19 protein-coding genes are annotated in these 15,562 nt (G+C 27.8%); all 19 read left to right on the top strand.

Going from position 1 to position 15,562, the window contains the following annotated elements:
• Positions 1-75 precede the first annotated feature (75 nt).
• The 19 genes from SSYRP_RS02690 (at position 76) to SSYRP_RS02615 (ending at position 15,347) form a co-directional block, all read left to right on the top strand.
• Positions 76-867 carry a Pr6Pr family membrane protein gene (locus SSYRP_RS02690; RefSeq protein ID WP_016340773.1) on the top strand — a complete coding sequence of 264 codons (792 nt, stop codon included), beginning with the start codon at positions 76-78 and terminating at the stop codon, positions 865-867.
• A 107-nt stretch (positions 868-974) separates the two neighbouring features.
• Complete coding sequence (locus SSYRP_RS02685) at positions 975-2,009, top strand: acyltransferase family protein (protein WP_016340772.1); 1,035 nt, start codon at positions 975-977, stop codon at positions 2,007-2,009.
• Between the two features lie 164 nt (positions 2,010-2,173).
• Positions 2,174-3,010 carry an SDR family oxidoreductase gene (locus SSYRP_RS02680; protein WP_016340771.1) on the top strand — a complete coding sequence of 279 codons (837 nt, stop codon included), beginning with the start codon at positions 2,174-2,176 and terminating at the stop codon, positions 3,008-3,010.
• A 58-nt stretch (positions 3,011-3,068) separates the two neighbouring features.
• Positions 3,069-4,364 (top strand): cryptochrome/photolyase family protein, encoded by a 1,296-nt coding sequence (locus tag SSYRP_RS02675; protein ID WP_016340770.1) that lies wholly within the window; start codon positions 3,069-3,071, stop codon positions 4,362-4,364.
• 68 nt (positions 4,365-4,432) lie between these two features.
• Positions 4,433-4,732, top strand: a complete 300-nt coding sequence (locus SSYRP_RS05370; protein WP_083939350.1) for an IS3 family transposase — start codon at positions 4,433-4,435, stop codon at positions 4,730-4,732.
• Between the two features lie 228 nt (positions 4,733-4,960).
• On the top strand, positions 4,961-7,051 hold the full coding sequence (locus SSYRP_RS02670; RefSeq protein WP_016340769.1) for a TolB-like translocation protein: 2,091 nt from the start codon (positions 4,961-4,963) through the stop codon (positions 7,049-7,051).
• Between the two features lie 129 nt (positions 7,052-7,180).
• Positions 7,181-7,429, top strand: coding sequence for a hypothetical protein (locus SSYRP_RS02665; RefSeq protein ID WP_016340768.1), 249 nt, complete (start codon positions 7,181-7,183; stop codon positions 7,427-7,429).
• A 153-nt stretch (positions 7,430-7,582) separates the two neighbouring features.
• Positions 7,583-7,987, top strand: coding sequence for a hypothetical protein (locus tag SSYRP_RS05300; RefSeq protein ID WP_236608034.1), 405 nt, complete (start codon positions 7,583-7,585; stop codon positions 7,985-7,987).
• 174 nt (positions 7,988-8,161) lie between these two features.
• On the top strand, positions 8,162-8,458 hold the full coding sequence (locus SSYRP_RS05295) for a hypothetical protein (RefSeq protein WP_016340765.1): 297 nt from the start codon (positions 8,162-8,164) through the stop codon (positions 8,456-8,458).
• Positions 8,443-8,757: an Mbov_0395 family pilin-like conjugal transfer protein gene (locus tag SSYRP_RS02655; RefSeq protein WP_016340764.1), complete on the top strand. Its 315-nt coding sequence runs from the start codon at positions 8,443-8,445 to the stop codon at positions 8,755-8,757. The genes SSYRP_RS05295 and SSYRP_RS02655 overlap by 16 nt, the downstream gene beginning before the upstream one ends.
• A 3-nt stretch (positions 8,758-8,760) precedes the next feature.
• Entirely contained in the window at positions 8,761-9,069 is a 309-nt protein-coding gene (locus SSYRP_RS05290) for an Mbov_0396 family ICE element transmembrane protein (protein ID WP_016340763.1), read from the top strand.
• A gap of 52 nt (positions 9,070-9,121) precedes the next feature.
• Positions 9,122-9,532: an Mbov_0396 family ICE element transmembrane protein gene (locus SSYRP_RS05285; RefSeq protein WP_016340762.1), complete on the top strand. Its 411-nt coding sequence runs from the start codon at positions 9,122-9,124 to the stop codon at positions 9,530-9,532.
• An 82-nt stretch (positions 9,533-9,614) separates the two neighbouring features.
• The gene (locus SSYRP_RS02645; protein ID WP_016340761.1) at positions 9,615-10,385 is read left to right on the top strand and encodes a hypothetical protein; all 771 of its coding nucleotides are present in this window, start codon (positions 9,615-9,617) and stop codon (positions 10,383-10,385) included.
• Positions 10,386-10,485: 100 nt separating this feature from the next.
• Positions 10,486-10,977, top strand: coding sequence for a hypothetical protein (locus tag SSYRP_RS02640; protein WP_016340760.1), 492 nt, complete (start codon positions 10,486-10,488; stop codon positions 10,975-10,977).
• Between the two features lie 14 nt (positions 10,978-10,991).
• On the top strand, positions 10,992-11,795 hold the full coding sequence (locus tag SSYRP_RS02635) for a TlyA family RNA methyltransferase (protein ID WP_016340759.1): 804 nt from the start codon (positions 10,992-10,994) through the stop codon (positions 11,793-11,795).
• 63 nt (positions 11,796-11,858) lie between these two features.
• Entirely contained in the window at positions 11,859-12,362 is a 504-nt protein-coding gene (locus tag SSYRP_RS02630) for a thiol peroxidase (protein WP_016340758.1), read from the top strand.
• A 278-nt stretch (positions 12,363-12,640) separates the two neighbouring features.
• Positions 12,641-12,973, top strand: coding sequence for a hypothetical protein (locus SSYRP_RS02625; RefSeq protein WP_016340757.1), 333 nt, complete (start codon positions 12,641-12,643; stop codon positions 12,971-12,973).
• 101 nt (positions 12,974-13,074) lie between these two features.
• Entirely contained in the window at positions 13,075-13,398 is a 324-nt protein-coding gene (locus SSYRP_RS02620; protein ID WP_016340756.1) for a hypothetical protein, read from the top strand.
• 53 nt (positions 13,399-13,451) lie between these two features.
• Positions 13,452-15,347: a PTS transporter subunit EIIC gene (locus SSYRP_RS02615; RefSeq protein ID WP_016340755.1), complete on the top strand. Its 1,896-nt coding sequence runs from the start codon at positions 13,452-13,454 to the stop codon at positions 15,345-15,347.
• Positions 15,348-15,562: the final 215 nt, after the last annotated feature.

Here is a 15,562-nt window from a genome sequence, read left to right as displayed (position 1 = left end):
TGTTGTAGTAGCATAAAAACTATTACAACAACAATTTTTAAAATAAAAAACAAAATAAGGAGCAAATAGTTATAAATGACTTTAAAAATAAAATTAATTTGAAAACAAATTTATAAGTTATTTTTTGCAATCCTAGGAATTTCAATTTTAGCATGAGCTTTTATAAATGGAATTCTTGATAAAGACAATATTATTAATAAATATAATAGTGATTATACCGTTTATGTAACTGATTTTTTTACAACATTTACCTGTTTATCAAATTTAGGAATTCTCTTTTGATTTCTATTTAGTGGGATTCGTCATCGCTATGAAAATAAGACAAAAATTCAGTCATATCCTGTTGCGTTAGCCGGGGCAGTATATATCACAATTACTTTTATTATTTATAATTTTTTATTACTACCAATTGACCCATTACCAACAACTCCTTTAGGATGAATTACAACGGTTGTTGATCATATGATTAACCCGATTGCTTTTGTTATCTATGTTATTTTTTTAATGGAAAACAAAACTGAAGTAAACTTAAAGCAATTCTTTGTAAAATATTTTTGAAAATACATTATTGTTTTAATTGGTTATTGTTTATATGCAGTGATTCGCGGTGAATTACGCCGAATGTCAGGGGATCATTTTACATGAACTGATAGTGAAGGAATTTTGCATAATCGTTGATTCCCATATTTCTTTTTAAATGTTCACCAATCAACCCATGGTATTCCTGGTTATGTTTGATTTATCATCGCTTTTTTTGCCATTTTAGGAATTCTAATTGGGACAATGTTCTTATACAACTATAGTAATAATAAAATTATCAAAACAAAATATTATCAAAACTTGCAAAAAATAGCAATTAGTAAATAAAAGTTACCATTTGGTAACTTTTATTTACTAATTAAATGTATGCTTATACTTATAAAGTATGTTATAATTTAAAAAGTGAAAAAATAAAAAATAACTAGGAAGACTGAATGAAAAAATATTCAAATATAAATTTACTAAAAATTTTTGCTATCATTTTTGTAATTGCGCAGCATAGTATACCTTCATTTTGATACGGTAATATTGGACTATATGCAGCAGCTTACCCAATTCTCTATAACAATAATACAATTTTTGCACTAATAACAGGATTTTTTTTAATTAATAGTAGTACTTTGCGTAGTAAATACTTACAAATTTTATTATATGGTTTACCCTTGCTATTAACTCATGGTTTAGGGAGTGTTGATTATAGTTTACCGCCAAATTTAGCATTTCAAGACTTTATTAAAAAAACTTTTGATGATAGCTGATACTATTACTCAATTATTATTATTTATGTGTTGGCACCTTTTATTACACATTTTTATCAAACAAATAAAAATAGTAAATATTGGATAACAACCTTATTTATTGTTTTTTCAACATCAGTTGTTTTAACGAATGCTTTAACAAGACTTAATAATAATTTTGGATTAAATTTTATGCCAGGATTGAGCTATGCTAATTATTTTACTGATATGTCTTTTGTAAAATTATTTGTTTGATTTCAAATAGGGGCACTCATTAAAATTTATAATTTAACTGATTATAGCAAATATAAATGACCTAAATTAGGTACTTATTTAATTGCTGTTCCAATATGCTATGTGATGCTATATTTTAGTTTTACAAAGAATGCCACAAATTTTGAAAAATTAGCAGCCTCAGTAAATCAAATTTTTATTACATTATTTTCTGTCTCATTATTTGGAATTTTTTCAGCTGTACCCTTTGAATGTGATTTTATTGATACAATAGCTGAAACAACATTAGTAACATACTTATTACATAAATTGCAAATTGTTTGATTAAAACAATATTGAACTGGTTCAAATAGCTTAAGAAGTATTATCGGAGGAATTCTAATACCAGTTGGTTTCATGTTTTGAACTACTATTGGATATTTTTACAATAAAACTATTGGTGTACAAATTTCAAAACTTGTTAAAAAATGAGATCAGAAATTTTTAACTACAACATAAAAATATAAATTAAAATTTTCAAAAGAATACTAAAAATAAAATAGAGCGATAAAATTTATTTATTAAACTCTTTTTATTAAAAGTATTCTTTTATTTATTGAAAATTATTATGTGCTATAATTGCAATGAAAGAGTTGAAAAAACTTTAAATAAGGAGAGAAACAATGAAAACAATAGTTATTACAGGTTCAACTTCAGGGATTGGCAAAGCAACAGCGCTATATTTTGCCGAACAAGGTTATCATGTTATTGCAACAGCTCGTAATCCTGAAAAAGATAATCTGACAAATCTAAATAAAAACATTAAAATGTACCAAATGGATGTTAGTGATCTTAATAGTATTAACCAGGCCGTTGATAATATTATCAAAGAAAATGAAAAAATTGATATTTTATTAAATAATGCTGGTTATGGTTTATTAGCCCCATTTGAATTAACTTCCGAACAAGATGTTAAAACAATTTTTAACACAAATGTCTTTGGGTTAATGGAAGTTACAAGAGCTTTTCTTCCCATTTTTAAAAAGCAACAAGCAGGAACAATTATTAGTGTTTCATCAATTGGTGGGTTAGTAACAATGCCATTAAATTCAATTTACCATGCGACAAAATATGCTGTTGAAGGTTTTACTGAAGGTTTAAGTTATGAACTAGCTGATTTTAATATTAATGTTAAATTAATTGAACCAGGAGGGGTTAAAACTAATTTTTTTAATGCCGCAACAGTTAAAGAAGATCAAAACAATTTTCCTGAATATAATCCTATTATTGCAAAAGTTCGCGAAACTTTTAACGCTGGAATGACAGAACAAGAATCTAGTTATTCAACACCATTAGAAGTGGCACAAGCAATTTTTACAGCTGTTAATGATTATAATCCTAATAAAATTCATTACGTGGTTGGTAAGGGGGCCCAAGAAACTTACCAGGCAAAAAAACAGCTAGATGATGAAGAGTTTATTGCTTTAATCAATAATCGCTTTGGAATTAATAAAAAATAAAATTTTATCAATATTATTTTAAAGGATATAATATAAATAAAGAAAGTAGTTGCTAATAATGAATATTTTTATTTTTCACCGTGATTTTAGAATTGAAGATAATCTTGGTCTTGCCCAATTAGCAAAGGAAGAAAAAGAAATCTATTTATTATTTATTTTGACAAAAGTACAAACAAAAAATAATAATTACTTTTCACCGCGCAGTTTTGATGCCTTGGTTTATTGTTTAAAACAGTTAAACGAAAAAATCCACATTAATATTATCCAAAGTGAAACAGAAGCAACAGCGATTAAAGGATTACTAGATCAAGGGAACAAAATTAATAAAATTTATACTAATCTTGATTACTCACCATTTGCCATTAACCGTAGTAAACAAATGCGGGAATTAGCAAAACTAAATAACTTTATTTACCGGGAATTTAACGATTATTCCCTAGTTGCTCCAGAAACAATAAAAACTAGTCAAAATTCTTACTACACTGTTTTTACCCCATTTTGAAATAAATTAAAATTAACTTTTAATAATAATGATATTCCAAGATATCCGGTAAACCAATTTTTTGCTGAAAAAGTAAAAGCTTCTGATTTATTATTTGATATTACAAATTTACCATCAAATGATTTTAATTTACCATTAACCCCTGAACAAGTTAAAAAAGCGATTGATAGTTTAGATCAAGATTATCAAAACCAAAGAGATTTGTTATATTTAACAAATGGAACAGCAAACATTAGCACGGCCTTAAAATTTGGGGTTGTTTCAATTCGTCAATGTTATCTTTGAAGCATAGAAAAATTTGGTAATTTTGATAATCCCTTTGCGCGACAATTAGCATGGAGAGATTTTTATTATCAAGCAACATTCAATGCCCAACTTTATCAACAATGGAATTTTAGTGACAATTGGAATAAAAAAATGACAATTAAGTGAACAAATAATTCTGACTGGTTTGAAAAATGAAAAAAAGGGGAAACAGGTTTTGCTTTAGTTGATGCTGGGATGAAACAATTAAACACAACTGGTATAATGCACAATCGTGCTCGAATGGTTTGTGCCTCTTTTTTAGTTAAAAACTTACAAATTGATTGACGAAAAGGGGAACAATATTTTGCTCAACAGTTAATAGATTATGATCCAATTATTAATCAATGTTCATGACAATGAGTCGCCGGAACAGGATTTGATGCTCAGCCATTTTTCCGAATTTTTAATCCTGAATTACAACAAAAAAAATTTGACCCCCAATTAATTTACTGTGACAAATTTTTAGATAATCATGACCTAGTTGAAAAAATTATTGATTATAAAGATTCAACAAAAAAGGCTTTAGCAATTTATGATGTTAAATAATTAATTAAAAAATATTTAAATGTTTAGGAAATAATGCTTGCTTTTTAATTTTAAATTTATCATACTAAATTAAAATATTTCATACTGATCAGGGCAGTGAATTTAATAACAATATTATTTACAAGATTTTAGCTAAAAACAATGTTGCAAAATCTTATAGTAAACCAGGATGTCCTTATGATAATGCTGTTTCTGAATCAACTTATAAAATTTTAAAAACAGAATTAATTAAAAACAGAAAGTGTAAAAATGTTGAGCAATTTAAATTAGAATTATTTGACTTTGTTAATTGATATAATAATGTGCGAATTCACAGCAAATTAAATTATTTAACACCAATTGAATATAAAAATCGTTACTCTATATAAAATTTGTTCAAAAAACTCTTGCCATTCCACCATTATTTTTTAGAGTTAGGTAATAATAAATACAAAGTTAGAAAAGTTGGTGAAATTAGTTTAATGAAGCTTAATTTGGAAAAAATATTTTGGATATAATATTAGAATTATTACACCATGAAAGTTTTAATTAATTTTTATAATTTTATAGTATAATTATTAAAATATGAAAAAATTTATTATTTATGGAGGAATTAAATGAAAAATAAAATAGAATTTTTGTATAACAAAATGTGTTTTCGTTGTAAAAGTAAGTTTAAACAAATTGTTATTCAAATAAAAAATAACAATAATTTAGATATCAAAAATCTTGAATTTTTTTCATGTAAAGTTGAAAAAAACCGGTTAATTAATCAAGATCATGGTGTTAAACCTTTGGCTTTTATTCATTGTAAAAATGATTCATATGCTTTTTTTTGAAAAAATTCTCTTTATAATGGCGATGGTTCTTCAAAAATACCAGTAATCAATAATACAATTAAGTTATCACAAGCAACAATCGATAAAATAGCGGAAGATGCTAATAATAATCTTGTTATAGTAAATTCTTTGTCAAATCTTCCCAACGTTAATAGTAAAATCGAAAATAATGTTTCTAAAATTATTTCACAAGTTGATGTGATTAAACGCAATAATACTCATTTGACATTGCAAGTAGTTAAAACAAGAAAATTAATAGTAATTTTGACTCTAATATGTATTTTGATCTTAGGTTCAGTTGGGAGTTTTTTAGGATGATATTTTATTCATGGGGAAAATAATAATATAATTTCCTTACCGCCGGCATTAGGCCAAATTAATTTATCAGATCATTTAGTAGATTCAAATTTACAGAAGATTAATGATAATAGAACTGAAACAATTTTAAGTATGGCAAAAAATAAAAATAGTGATTTGATTGTCGAAGATTTATTAGTTAAAAATATTACGGAAACTACTGCTGACATTGTTGTTTTATCATCAAATAAAACATATATTGTTGGTTCATTAGTTAATGTTTCATTTACTCCACAAACAGTTACATTACAAACCCATGTTAAAAAAACAAATTTTTTTGCTGAAGTAGATTTAGCAAATCCAGAAAAAACAATAGATATGATTGTAAACGCGCCAGAAAATAAGTTACTAAAAAAAGAACAAGTTCAACTTAAAATTGAAAATTCAACTTATACTACTGATGTTTATAAAGCAACACTTATTCCAAGTGAAAATAATACTATTTATCTCGAAGATGATAATTTAGAAATTTTCTTTAGTACAACGGGCAAAAAACTTTTATCAGAAGTTTTATCACAAGTTGACCTAGGTGATATTGTTAATAAAAACCCAGAAATTATTATGGATGCAATTAAGAATAAAAATCCGAATATTGATACTAACCAAATTGAAATAGTTAGTAATTCAATTGAAGACAGTAGGGCAGAAATAAAAGTAAGCGAAAATAGCAAAGAATATATTCTTGATTCTCCATTAGTAACAATATATTATCGTGTATTTAATCCAAATATAGGGACTATAAAAGAGAAAGTAGAGCAACCTGATGGACAAAGTTTTAAAAGATGAGTTTCTATATTATTTCAATTAGCAAATGGAACTATTTTAGCCATAGAATCATCATCTTATGGTTCTATTTATGAGTTGAATATGGATGGAGCAATTAAACAAAAAGTTGGTAATACTTCTAATACTTCGTTAAATGCAATAGTGCAGTTGTCAGATGGTACGATTTTGGCTGGTGGGTCTAGAGATATTTATGAGTTGAATATGGATGGAACAATTAAAAAGAAAGTAGAGCAACCTGATGGCCAAAGTTTTGATAATTCTGTTAACACCTTATTTCAATTAGCTAATGGAACTATTTTAGCTGTAGAATCATCAGTTAATAGTTTTATTTATGAGTTGAATATGGATGGAACAATTAAACAAAAAGTTGGTAATAGTTCTAATACTTCGTTACATACAATAGTGCAGTTGTCAGATGGTACGATTTTGGCTGGTGGGTCTAGAGATATTTATGAGTTGAATATGGATGGAACAATTAAAAAGAAAGTAGAGCAACCAGGAGGAGTAGCATTTGATGGTAGTGTTAGTTCGTTAATCCAGTTGTCAGATGGTACGATTTTGGCTGCGACAGGTTATTCTCTATATCAGTTGAATATGGATGGAACAATTAAAAAGAAAATAGTTGATAAACAATTTGGTGGTAATAAATTATCTATAGTACAATTAAATAATGGGTCTATTTTAGCTGCTTCTAATCAAGATATTTATCAGTTGAATTCTGAATAGTTTAGTAAAGTATTTGTTTTTATAGTATAATATTTGTGTAGATGACCAAATGACACATGCTACGATTTTTATCGTATGCATGTGTTTTTTTTATTTGGTAAAGAACAAAATTGAATGAAAGGTTTATAAATGTCAGGATTATGAACAATTAAATCATCGCAACCTTTTTCACAGCAAGAAATTAAAAATAACTATATTGAATATGACTATAATTTAAAATCACGATATCAAATTAATGAAAATTTTAAAGCTAAAAAAATTTTAAATAATAATTTTAAGATCAATAAATCATATTGAGTTATGAATCGTTTTAATTTTTTAGTGCACAAAGGTAAAAAATATAAAAATCAAAAGAAACATTATCTTAAAAAAAGATAGATGAAATAGATAGGAGAGCAAAAAAATGTTAGAAAAATATAATGCTGAAATATTAAAAAGTAAAAAATTTTTAAAATTAATGAATATGATTGATTCCTTAGCAAAAAAGTGACTGATAAAAAAATACATGTTCCAGATTTTAGTGTAGAACTAATGAAATACGGATATACATCTGAGCAAGTAATAAATTTAGAAAAATTACTTAAAACATTAAACTCTGATGGAAAAATTAATATTGGCAATGAAAAAGAAAAAATAATGGTTGATTTTGATGTATATATGACACAAGAACTTCCAGGTTTGGGAATTGAACCAACAATAGCTGAATGTGAATTAAATTTAAAAAACTATATGGAATTAAAAAAAGAACCAGAATTAAAAACCAAAGAAAATAAAACAATATTTGAATTGCATGAGGTTATTGGATTTGATGATAATGGTAATCATGATGAAAATTATGATAAATTACTTTATACATTTACTAGTTATGAAGATGCTCAGAATGAATTAAATTATCAAGTTGAGCATGGATATGCGCAAAGTGAATTAGAAATTTAAGAAGAAGAAATTAATTATGATATTAATCAAAATAAAAACTATTTAGAAACAATTGAACATTTAAAAAGAGTTCAACAAAACTATCGAAAAGAATCGTTTCGTGATGAAATTTATAGTTTACGACATGCTTTTGCTAATAATGAAATTGGTATTGTTGGAATTAGTGTTAGATTAATGAAAATAGGTTTTAGTGCAGAGCAAGTATTAGATTGAGAAACAAAAGCTAAAACTTTAAATAAGAATAATGAAATTCTTATTGAACAAAATGATTTCGAAGAATTAAGAGTGCCATTTGACGATTATTTAAAAAATTTAAAGCCTGAGTACGGATTACAATTGTTTCGAAATGAAGGTGCTTTTAAAGAATACGAATCTGAGTTTAACAAGTATTTAAGTGCTAAAGAAATTCAAAATAAAGAATTTGAAACAAAAAGAGAAGAAATGGAGTGAGAATGATGGGATTTTTATTAAATATTTTAGCAGATGTGCCCGATTTTAGTGGCACAACAAAGCTAGTTGTTACTTTACTAAACGCTATTTTAACCCCAATTTCAATTATTGCGGGAGCGATTTGTGTTTTATATATCGTTAAACATGGCTTAAAAATTAAAAAATTTGCTGATGATCCTGAACAGAGAAACATTCAAATCTTTGCGATTGCTTGATGTATATTTGGATTAGGATTATGCGTTTTTGCCCCTATTTTTGTAAATACTATTTTACCTGAATTAATAAATGGGGGTGGGGGTTATCAACCTCCAACTAGTTAATATATGTTAGAGGCTATTAATAGTTTAAATTTAAATTTATTTGGATTTGTTGATTGAGTCCAGGACGGAATTTTAAAGGTTGTTTGAAATATTTTTATTTGAGGGCCATTAGGGTTAGTTGCTGTTTTTGATAAAGTGTTAATATTTTTATCATCAGGGATAGTATTTGATTTATTATTTAATTCAAATAGTCAATTTTCGTGAGAAAATATTCCAACAGCATTTTGACAATTTGAAATTGTGGATGTTGGGCTACTTGTTATTATTTTTATTTCACAATTTTTAACTTTGCAGTTTAAAGAAACTGATTAAATGAAACCAAAATTAATGCGTTGTTTGCGGTTTACCGGGTTAGCAGGAGTATTTGTTTTCTTTATTCCCCTTGGTTTTTTTCTTTGTAAATACAATTATTGTATGATTTGTTTCAATCCTAAATACAATTTTTGGAACAACTGGAGTTAAAATAGCGGAGACCTTATACTGAGCAGGAAATATCCATGGTGGAAGTGGACCCGTAAATGATTATATGGCTCCTGAAAATATTCGGGATGGAAGTATTATTGTTGAAATATTTGCGGTCTGATTTGTTTTGATTGCCGTTGCAATGCTAGGTTTAGATTTAACACAAAAGATATTTGAATTATTGTTCTTATTTCTTATTTCACCGCTAGTAATGGCTGGAATGGTACAAGATGAGGAGAAACGGGCTTTAACATGAAAAGACATGGTATTGTCGAAGATGTTAGCAGCATCAACAACGTTATTCACCCCTTAATCATATAAAATTTGTATTTTAATTCTAAAATTGTTATAATGTTTTCATATAAAATTTTTTAAAATAAAAGAGGAGTATAAAAATGGCAACTTCATCAAAACAAAACAACTTTAAAGAGCAAAATTTTCAAGATGCTAATTTAAAAACACCAGCTCACTTATTAGACAAAAAAATTACGGCTGTTACGTTAGAAAAATTAATTCGTCATAATAATGCTAATTTAAAAGGAGATATGGTTAAAAAACTGATGGCTAACTATTCAGTTGATCAAAAACGTGAACAATATAGTGCTTTATTACGCAATGATTTGTCAAAAACTAATAAAAAAGGAGATAATTTTGTTAATAAAAAATATGACACAATTCTAAGCACTCCTGAAAAACAATTAGTCAAAAAACCAAAAATTTCTAAACCAACTGTTAAAGTAGTAGTTACTAAACCAATTGTTCAAGAGCAACCAGTTGTCAAAGCAACACCAAAAATAGCAAAACCAAAAAAAGTTACTCCAGCAATTAATAAACCAGTAAAACCAAAAGTAGTTAAAACTAAGCCAGTTGAAATTAAAGTTGACCTACGCCCAACCTTTAACGTTGAACAAAAGTTAGAACCTGTTGTTAAAAAAGAGCCAATTGTTAAAACAACACCAGTTGTTGAAAAATTTAATAAAGTCGCTTTTTTAAACACTTTAGTTGAAAAAGAATGGTCAGGAAGAATTGATCCAACAACAGGACCAGAATATTATCCAACAAAGCGAAGATCAAATAAATTCGCAGATTTTATGAAAAGATTATTTGGGGTCTTTAAACTTCATAGTTTATTTAATAATAAACATAAGTGAAATAAAAATAAATAAGACTTGCAAGAGTCTTTTTTTCTTGCTTGATAACTTTGAGGCCTACTATTTTTAGACCTTAATTTCTGGTATAATTACTATAAATACTAGGGGTGAAAGTATGGAAAAAGATTATATCAAATATTATAACTGGGCCAATAATAAATGAGCAAAAAAATGGCGAATTACTAACAGTACTCGTCGCGAATTATTTCGTCTCAAAGCAAAAATTCATTATATCCCATTATGACAGCCAGCTGAGGTTGAACTTGATCTTGATAATCAACAATTAGTTGTACCCAAAAACTTAGTTAGTTTAATTTCATCCCTGCAATTACCAAAAACTGATTATTATATGTTTAAATATAATAACATTAATAATTTACTATTAACATGTCACTATATTGTTATTAACTATACAAAAATTGTCGAAAATAAACTACTAAATAATGAAATTGATCTACGTTGATCAACAACTTATGGGGCTTATTTCTTTAAAAAAATTACTAACTACTTAATTCAGCAAGATATTGCTATTGAAACTTATCGAACAGCGCGAATTAAAAAACAACAGCATTTTTACCGTGCTAAAAACAAAAAACTATTTTATTAAAAGGAGAAAAAAATGTGAAAGTTCGTCTAGACCAATTGATGTTAACTAGAAACCTAGCAGAATCAAGGGAAAAAGCCAAAGCCATGATTTTAGCTAATAATGTCTTAGTCAATAATGTTCCAGCATTAAAAGCCGGAGAATTAGTCCCCCTTGACTGTGAAATTAAATTACGCGGATTAGAGATGAAATATGTTTCGCGAGCAGGGGATAAATTAGATAAAGCATTAATAGCCTTTAAAATTGATGTGACAAACTTAGTTTGCTTAGACATTGGTTCTTCAACTGGGGGATTTACCGATTGCTTATTGCAACATAATGCCAAATTAGTTTATGCCGTTGATGTTGGTACAAATCAACTAGTCTGAAAACTACGCCAACACGCCCAAGTTATTAGTCTCGAAAAAACAAACTTTCGTTATGCAACTCCTAGTTTATTTTCCCAACCGATTGAATTTGCTTGCTGTGATGTTTCTTTTATTTCATTAGATAAAATCTTACCACCCTTAAAAGACATTTTACAGCCTAACCATTTTGCGGTAGTTTTAATTAAACCACAATTTGAAACAACAATTGAAAAAGTTAATCAAGGCAAGATTTCTGATCCTACTGTTCATTTTGAAACAATTACTAAAATTATTAACCTGGCTTTAGCAAATGATTTTAGTGTTTTACAATTAGATTATTCCCCAATTCTTGGCAATAAAAAAGCAAACATTGAATTTATTGCCTTACTGCAACGAACAGCTAATCCTGTCAATCATATTTCTAACAAAATGATTGAAAATGTTATCAATACAGCCTGAAAAAAATTAAAATAACTGCTTAAAGTGGTTATTTTTGTATTATAATATTTACATTAAGACAAGAAATGAGGTAAAAATATGGCTAAAGGCACATTATTAGGAAACGTTTTCGAAAAAATTAGTAACAACCATATTAAAGTTGGCGATAAACTATCTTTTATCGCCGAAAAAACCGATTTAGAGGACTTTGATTTAAATTCGCTTGAGAACAAATACAAAGTTATTTCAACAATCCCAAGTATCGATACTAGCGTTTGTTTATTACAAACAACGCAATTTAATAAAACAATCTTAGAGAAATACCCTGACATTCAATTAATTACAATTTCCCGTGATCTTCCATTTGCTTTAAATCGTGCTTGTGAAAGTTTTCTTCACCCGCAACATTTATTGTTAAGTGATGCAAACTATCGGGATTTTGGAAACAAAACAAAACTATACTTTGATTTTATTAATTTATTAATTCGAACTGTCCTTGTCTTAGACCGAGAAAATAAAGTAATTTATTTACAAATTGTATCACCAGTAACATCAGAGCCAAATTATCAAGAAGTATATGACTTTTTGGCAACAATTAATTAATAAGCAATAAAAATAACAAAAAAAGATATTGATAAGAACAAAAATAGCGTTGTTCTTATCATTTTTTTATGTTTTATGCCTTTATAATTTTCAAAATAAACCAAAATAAACTTTAAAAAGTCAGAATTTTGGGAATTCTAATTGTTTTTAGGGTAAAAAAAAGTTAGATTTTAATTGTAATCAAGTTTTATAATAATTTTAATGTTAAAAATGTTTTGGACCAAATAACAAAATAACGATAAAAATTATTTTTGTATTACAACGAAAGGAAATATCTTATGAAACCGGAAGAAAAAAATAAAGATCTAACAAAAAGTAAAATCCCAATGCCTGATACAGTATTAGTTGGTTGTGAACAACATGCCAAAGAATGTGAAAAATGTAACAATTTGCAAGATGGACAAGTAGCAATTACAAAATGTCCATTTTGTGAACAACAAATGTATTTTTGCCGAACAAAACCATGTAAATATAAATTACATTGCGTAACCCCAAACTGTATTAAATCAAGTCATTCATTTATTTTTATTTCACAACACAATCATGAAGTTTTGCCACCAACTTCAAAAGCACCAAAAAAAGGGCAAATGATTAAATATAACCAAAAATAATTTTCCAGAAAATTATTCTTTAAAAAATTAAATTTATTTAATTTTTTTGTTATAATTTTTTTATAAATAGTTAAAAATATATCATTAAAAAAAGGAAAGCTATGTTAAAAATATTTTATTCAATGACCAATTTAAAACCAATAAATACTTCAGTTAATAGTAGTGATTTAGATTTACAAACATTAATGATTATTTGAGGTTCAGTTGTTGCAGTGAGCATATTTTTTATTGTGCTTTTTTTACTCTTACATTTTTTTTGATGAAGAAAAAAAATTCGCAGCAATCGTGTTGGTTCACTTGTTGCAACTAAAGAACGGGGAATTGTAACAGAAATTAAAGGAAATATTTTTTTAATTTTATCGTCATTGTTTGCTGTTGCATTAGTTGTCGGAATAATTACCGTGATTCAGATTGCAGTGCAATAAATATTTGTAACTATTTTATAATTAATATTTATTCTTAAGAAAGGAAAAAATCTATGCAATATTTACAAAAATTGGGTAAAGCATTACAGTTTCCAATTGTTGTATTACCGATTGCAGCCTTATTAGTAAGGATAGGGGCATTAATGACCGATAGTAGTTTGAATTCTGCGTTAACACAGACAGGATCACTTTCGGGGATTTGATATTCTGGGGCTATTTTAAATGCAGTAGGATCTGCTGCTTTAAATAACCTTGCACCTTTATTCGCCATTGGGTTAGGATTTGGAATGGCCAAAGACTTCCGGGGAGAAGCAGCATTAGTTGCTTTCTTTGGATGAGCTGTAATCACAGGATTAATGGCAATTATTCCACAACTATACTATAGCAATGTTATGACAAGCTATGAACCAATTGGTAACTTTAATGGGGAAGCAAAATGGACAGAAGCGCATTCACAAATTCTATATGTTTTTGATTTCAATTCAAAAGCAGCAGATGGAACTTATGGTGCTAAATACAATATTGATATGGGAGTCTTTGGGGGAATTTTAGCTGGAGCTTGTGTTGCGTTAATTTATAATCGTTATCAAGATGTTAAATTACCAGCCGCTTTAGGATTCTTCTCAGGACGTCGTTTTGTGCCAATGGTTACAGTCTTATTCTTCTTATTAGGAGGATTTGTTATTGCGGCCATATGACCATGATTACAACTTGCATTGCAATATCTAGGTTACGGGTTAGGGGCAATCCCACCGCTTGGGGCATTCTTTTATGGAATCTTTAACCGTTTATTAATTCCATTTGGATTACACCAAGTATTAAATACTTATTTATGATTCCAACAACCAATTGTTGGACACTTAATGTCATTGAACGGAGTACCATTATACCAAATCACAGATGGGGTATTACAATGAGCAGTTTATCATATGGAAAATGGTAAACCAATTATTGATGGTTGAAATAGTACAGGAATTATTGAAACCATGAATGGTGACATTAATGCCTTTTTAGGACAATTATATGCTGATGCTAAATTTGGTTTAGCTGGAGGAAGTGGAATCTTCCAAACAGGATTCTTCCCAATGATGATGTTTGGTTTACCAGCCGCTTGTGCTGCAATGATTTTATCAGTTGAAGATAAAGGAAAACGTGCTGAAGTAGCCGGAATCTTAGGATCATCTGCTGGAATTTCATTCTTAACAGGGGTTACAGAACCAATTGAATTCTCATTTATCTTCTTAGCACCAATCTTATTAGGATTACATGCTTTAATTACTGGAGTATTCGCCGCAATTACTGTTGGATTCGGAATTCGTGCCGGATTTGGATTCTCAGCTGGGTTTGTTGACTGAGCTGTCTCAATCAAAACATCATGAGATATGTCAACAATTTCAGGAACATTGCAAAACCCAATTTACAAAGTATTAGGAAATCCGTTAATGATTCTGCCAATTGGTATTGCAGAGGGAGCAGTATACTTCTTCTCATTTAAATGATTAATTAAAAAACTAAACTTAGCAACTCCAGGGCGTGAAGATCAAGCCGCTGCAATTGCTAAAAAATTAGGAAAAACAGTTGAAAAACATGCAAATAAAAAACAAAAAGAAGAAAACGTTCAATTAGCTACTAGTGTTGGACCTGTTGTGGCAAGTGCCCCTACAGGTAGTGAAACAAGATTTGATTTGAAAAAAGATCCAGAAGGAGCAGCAAAAATGGCCAAAGTAATCTATGATGCAATTGGTCATGATAACCTAGAAAAAGTTGATAACTGTATGACACGTTTACGTTTAACAGTAAAAGATAACACAATTATTGATCAACAAAAAATTAAAGATACAGGTGTTGCTGGTTTAGTTCTAGTTTCAAAAGACAAAGGAATCCAAATTATTGTTGGAGTTTATGTTGAATCAGTAGCAAAAGAACTTTCAAAAATTTCAGGAAAATAATTTTAAAAATTAAATTACCACTTTATTTGCTTAAAAACCGATAATTTTATCGGTTTTTTTCTTTGTTATTTTTAATAAAACTATAAATTTTTTTGCCTTTTAATTAGTGTTGTTCTCTTAAAAATGTTATTAATAATCATTATATATAGTAATAAAATCAAAAAAATGATATAATTATTTTTGAAGAATTATTATAGAAAAATAAAGCTATTTAA

The sequence above is a fragment of the Spiroplasma syrphidicola EA-1 genome, assembly GCF_000400955.1.
GTDB lineage: Bacteria > Bacillota_I > Bacilli_A > Mycoplasmatales > Mycoplasmataceae > Spiroplasma > Spiroplasma syrphidicola.
The sequence above is the reverse complement of the archived record's forward strand: the minus strand, read 5'-3'. Positions and strand labels throughout refer to the sequence as shown.